Raw genomic sequence first — 3400 nt, 5'->3', positions numbered from 1 at the left:
TGAAAAAGGAGGGTTGGGGAGGATTAAAAATGCTTAACTGACTGGCATTACATCTGATGGGCTTTTTCTATATCTGCAGGGATGCGGGCTAATCGCGGACTTTCCGCATTCCTGCAGCGGGGGTCTTCGCGCTTTTAAAGCAGTGAAGGTTTCATTGCCTGCGCTGTAAAGCGCGTAAAAAATACCGCCTGTTTCAAAAAATGACAAATAGTGAAATAATCATCTGATAAATTCTTTAATTTTAGAACGTTAAATTTATGAAAAAAATCATTTTAATGGCGATGGCGGTTTCTTCTTTGGCGGCCTGTTCTGCAATGGATAAATCCGGGGCGCATCCGCAAAAAGTTGGGATGGCCAATCCAGCAAGCCAATACTGCATAGAACAGGGCGGCAAGCTGGAAATTAAAGATGAAGCGAACGGCCAGGCCGGCTATTGCCATTTGCCGAATGGTGCAGCTGTTGAAGAATGGGCGTTTTTCCGTGCAAGCCAAGCGCACTGCCTGCCTGAAGAAGCGCAAAAATTGGTGGGTAAAACCGGCTTAAGCGAGGCGCAAATTAAGCAGCTGACAAAATCTGAGATTGTCCGCAGCGTGCAGCCGGGCCAGCCTGTCACGATGGATTACCGCGATAACCGCGTTACGGTAAGCATTGACCCGGTTTCCAAGAAGATTACCCATGCATCCTGCGGTTAAACGGCTGCATTGAGATCCAATAAGCGCCGTCAAGCTGCCTAAATAAATTGAGCGATGAAATTCAGCATTAAGCGGTGCAGCCCGCAGGCGCCGTAAATGCTGCAGCGGCGCTTGTACATTTATCATTTTTTATTCAGCTTCAATAATTGATGCAGCTGAATGGATTGCATGCAATGCCTTGATTTAAAGGCATTGCTTCTGCCGAAGCGCTTTCAGGTTTTTGATCATCGGCCTTTTCATAAAAATGCGCTGATAAGCAGATTTAAATATTGCAGTTTTCTGCACGGCGGCAGTTCAGGGCATTTTATGCAGATCAGTTAGGGATTTAGTTCCTGATAGGCCGCAGTTTTTGATATAAATTCTTAATAATGCAATCTAAAAAAGCCCTTTAGGTTTGGAGAATAAAGTCATGCAAAGATCAATAAAAACGCCATTTTCCAGTACACTGAAACTCACTGCAATTGCGCAGGCAGCGCTGCTGGCGTCTTGCGCATCCATTTCTGCGCCGGCTCCGAACAGTTCATCGCATTCAGCTGCAAATAAGCGTGGCCTTTTGGTTTACGGCGGGCCGATTTTAACCATGGAAGGCGCTCAGCCTGCTTATGCAGAAGCTTTGCTGATTGAGGATGGCGTGATCCGCTTTGCCGGTGATTTAACTGAAGCCCGCAAATTGGGGCCTCAGGCGCTGAAGCTCGACTTGAAAAATAAAACCGTCATACCGGGCATTATTGATGCCCACAGCCATGCAAATTCGGTAGGAATGCAGCAGACTGTTGCAAATTTATATGCGCCGCCGGATGGCAAAGTAGTCAATATTCCCTCATTGCTGAACGAGCTTAAAGACTGGGCGAAGAAGAATCCCGATTTTGTGCAAGCCACTTCAGGCTGGATTATGGGCAATGGCTATGATGATGCCGAATTGCAGGAGAAAAGGCATCCTACTGCAGATGAGCTTGATCTGGTTTCCAAAGACCAGCCGGTTTTGATTCTGCATCAATCCGGGCATTTGGCTTCGGCGAATCATAAAGCGCTTGAGCTGCTGAATATTAATGCGGATACCCAGAATCCAGAGGGCGGGGTTATCCGCCGGGTGGCAGGCAGCACCGTGCCGAATGGTGTATTGGAAGAAAGCGCAGTTATTCAGGCGATGATGGCGGCCTTTAAAGCTGTGCCGCCAGCGGTCATGGAAAAAATGGCGCTGAAAGCAGTGCAGACCTATGCTGCAAATGGCTATACCACGATACAGGAAGGCCGCGCAGACCGCGGCACTGCAGAACTCTGGCGGAGCTTGGCTGCGCGCAATAAGCTGCCGATTGATGTTGTGGCTTATCCGGATATCAGTTCAGAACAGGCTTATATGCTTGAAAAAGGCAGCCGCCGCGAATATGCAAATCATTTCCGCATTGGCGGGGTGAAAATCAGCTTGGACGGTTCGCCGCAAGGGAAGACTGCATGGCTGACGCAGCCTTATATTGTGCCGCCGGCAGGATTGCCTAAAACTTACCGCGGCTATCCGGCTTTTCCACAGCAGCAGACGGTGCAGAATTTAATTAACCTCGCTTTTCAAAACAATTGGCAGATACTGGCGCATGCCAATGGTGATGCTGCGGTTGATCAGTATTTAAATGCAGTAGAAAAAGCCGTCAAGACGCATGCGGCGAAAGACCGGCGCAATGTGATTATCCATGCGCAAACCATGCGCGAAGACCAGCTGGACAAAGCGAAGCAGCTGAACTTAATTCCATCATTTTTTTCTTTGCATACCTATTATTGGGGTGACTGGCATGTCAGCCAGACTTTAGGTGAAGCGCGTGCAGAGCGCATTTCGCCGACCGCTTCGGCTTTAAAGCGCGGCATGATTTTTACAGAGCATCACGATGCGCCGGTTATTCCGCCAAAAAGCATGATGACGCTGGATGCAACGGTAAACCGCGTAACGCGCAGCGGCAAGCTTTTAGGTGCAGATCAGCGCGTCAGCCCTTATATTGCGCTCAAGAGCATGACGGATTGGGCTGCCTATCAGTATTTTGAAGAGGATAAAAAAGGCACGCTGAGTGCTGGAAAACTGGGCGATTTTGTGATTCTAAGCGATAACCCAATTACAGTGCAGCCGAATAAGCTTAAAGATATTCAAATACTTGCAACCTATAAGGAAGGCCAATTAATTTATCAAAAGTCATTGAAATAATTAGTTTTTAAACCTTAAAAAATTTAATAGATTATTAAAATATAAGGTATATACTGAATATAACTTTTATGATGGATGGTAATTAAAATGCCAGCAAAATTTTTTGGAACATTTTTAGGATATATACTGATTGTACTGGCTGTAGGTGCAGTTTTTATTAGTTTTGCCTTTGAAAAGCCGGTTGTAGAATACTGGATTTTGCTGCTGCTTCCATGTTTTGGCATTCCTATCTTGACATCTGTAGCGTTAAGCAAAGTGGAACAGTAACGCGCTGTTTCAGGCTTTAAAGCTGTGCGCCCGGTTTTCTGCGCTGCAGTGAACTTCAGGCGCACTCATAAGAAAAAGCCCTTGAATGAGTAATACTGATCAGTTAAGGAGTTTTGCAATAAACTCCTTAACCTTTTGGGCCATTCATGGCGGAGTCTTACCGTTTTTAAATCTAATTTTTGGAGCTCGTTTTGTTCTTTGCGAAACAGTGTTTCTCATTCGCCAAATGAGAAGCGGAGCTTCGCAAGGAAAG

3 protein-coding genes are annotated in these 3400 nt (G+C 46.4%); all 3 read left to right on the top strand.

Translation table 11 applies throughout. The features are described 5' to 3' along the window. Positions 1-257 precede the first annotated feature (257 nt). The 3 genes from RSA72_RS14230 (at position 258) to RSA72_RS14220 (ending at position 3147) form a co-directional block, all read left to right on the top strand. Entirely contained in the window at positions 258-692 is a 435-nt protein-coding gene (locus tag RSA72_RS14230) for an I78 family peptidase inhibitor (protein WP_332624680.1), read from the top strand. 409 nt (positions 693-1101) lie between these two features. Next, complete coding sequence (locus tag RSA72_RS14225) at positions 1102-2880, top strand: amidohydrolase (RefSeq protein WP_332633403.1); 1779 nt, start codon at positions 1102-1104, stop codon at positions 2878-2880. A gap of 87 nt (positions 2881-2967) precedes the next feature. After that, positions 2968-3147, top strand: a complete 180-nt coding sequence (locus RSA72_RS14220; RefSeq protein WP_332633401.1) for a hypothetical protein — start codon at positions 2968-2970, stop codon at positions 3145-3147. Positions 3148-3400: the final 253 nt, after the last annotated feature.

Source organism: Acinetobacter sp., assembly GCF_036659555.1.
Classification (GTDB): domain Bacteria; phylum Pseudomonadota; class Gammaproteobacteria; order Pseudomonadales; family Moraxellaceae; genus Acinetobacter.
This window is presented reverse-complemented; position numbering and strand designations above follow the sequence as displayed.

Coding starts and splice junctions, on each gene's coding strand:
- RSA72_RS14230 (WP_332624680.1), top strand. CDS start 258: ATGAAAAAAATCATTTTAATGGCGATGGCGGTTTCTTCTTTGGCGGCC.
- RSA72_RS14225 (WP_332633403.1), top strand. CDS start 1,102: ATGCAAAGATCAATAAAAACGCCATTTTCCAGTACACTGAAACTCACT.
- RSA72_RS14220 (WP_332633401.1), top strand. CDS start 2,968: ATGCCAGCAAAATTTTTTGGAACATTTTTAGGATATATACTGATTGTA.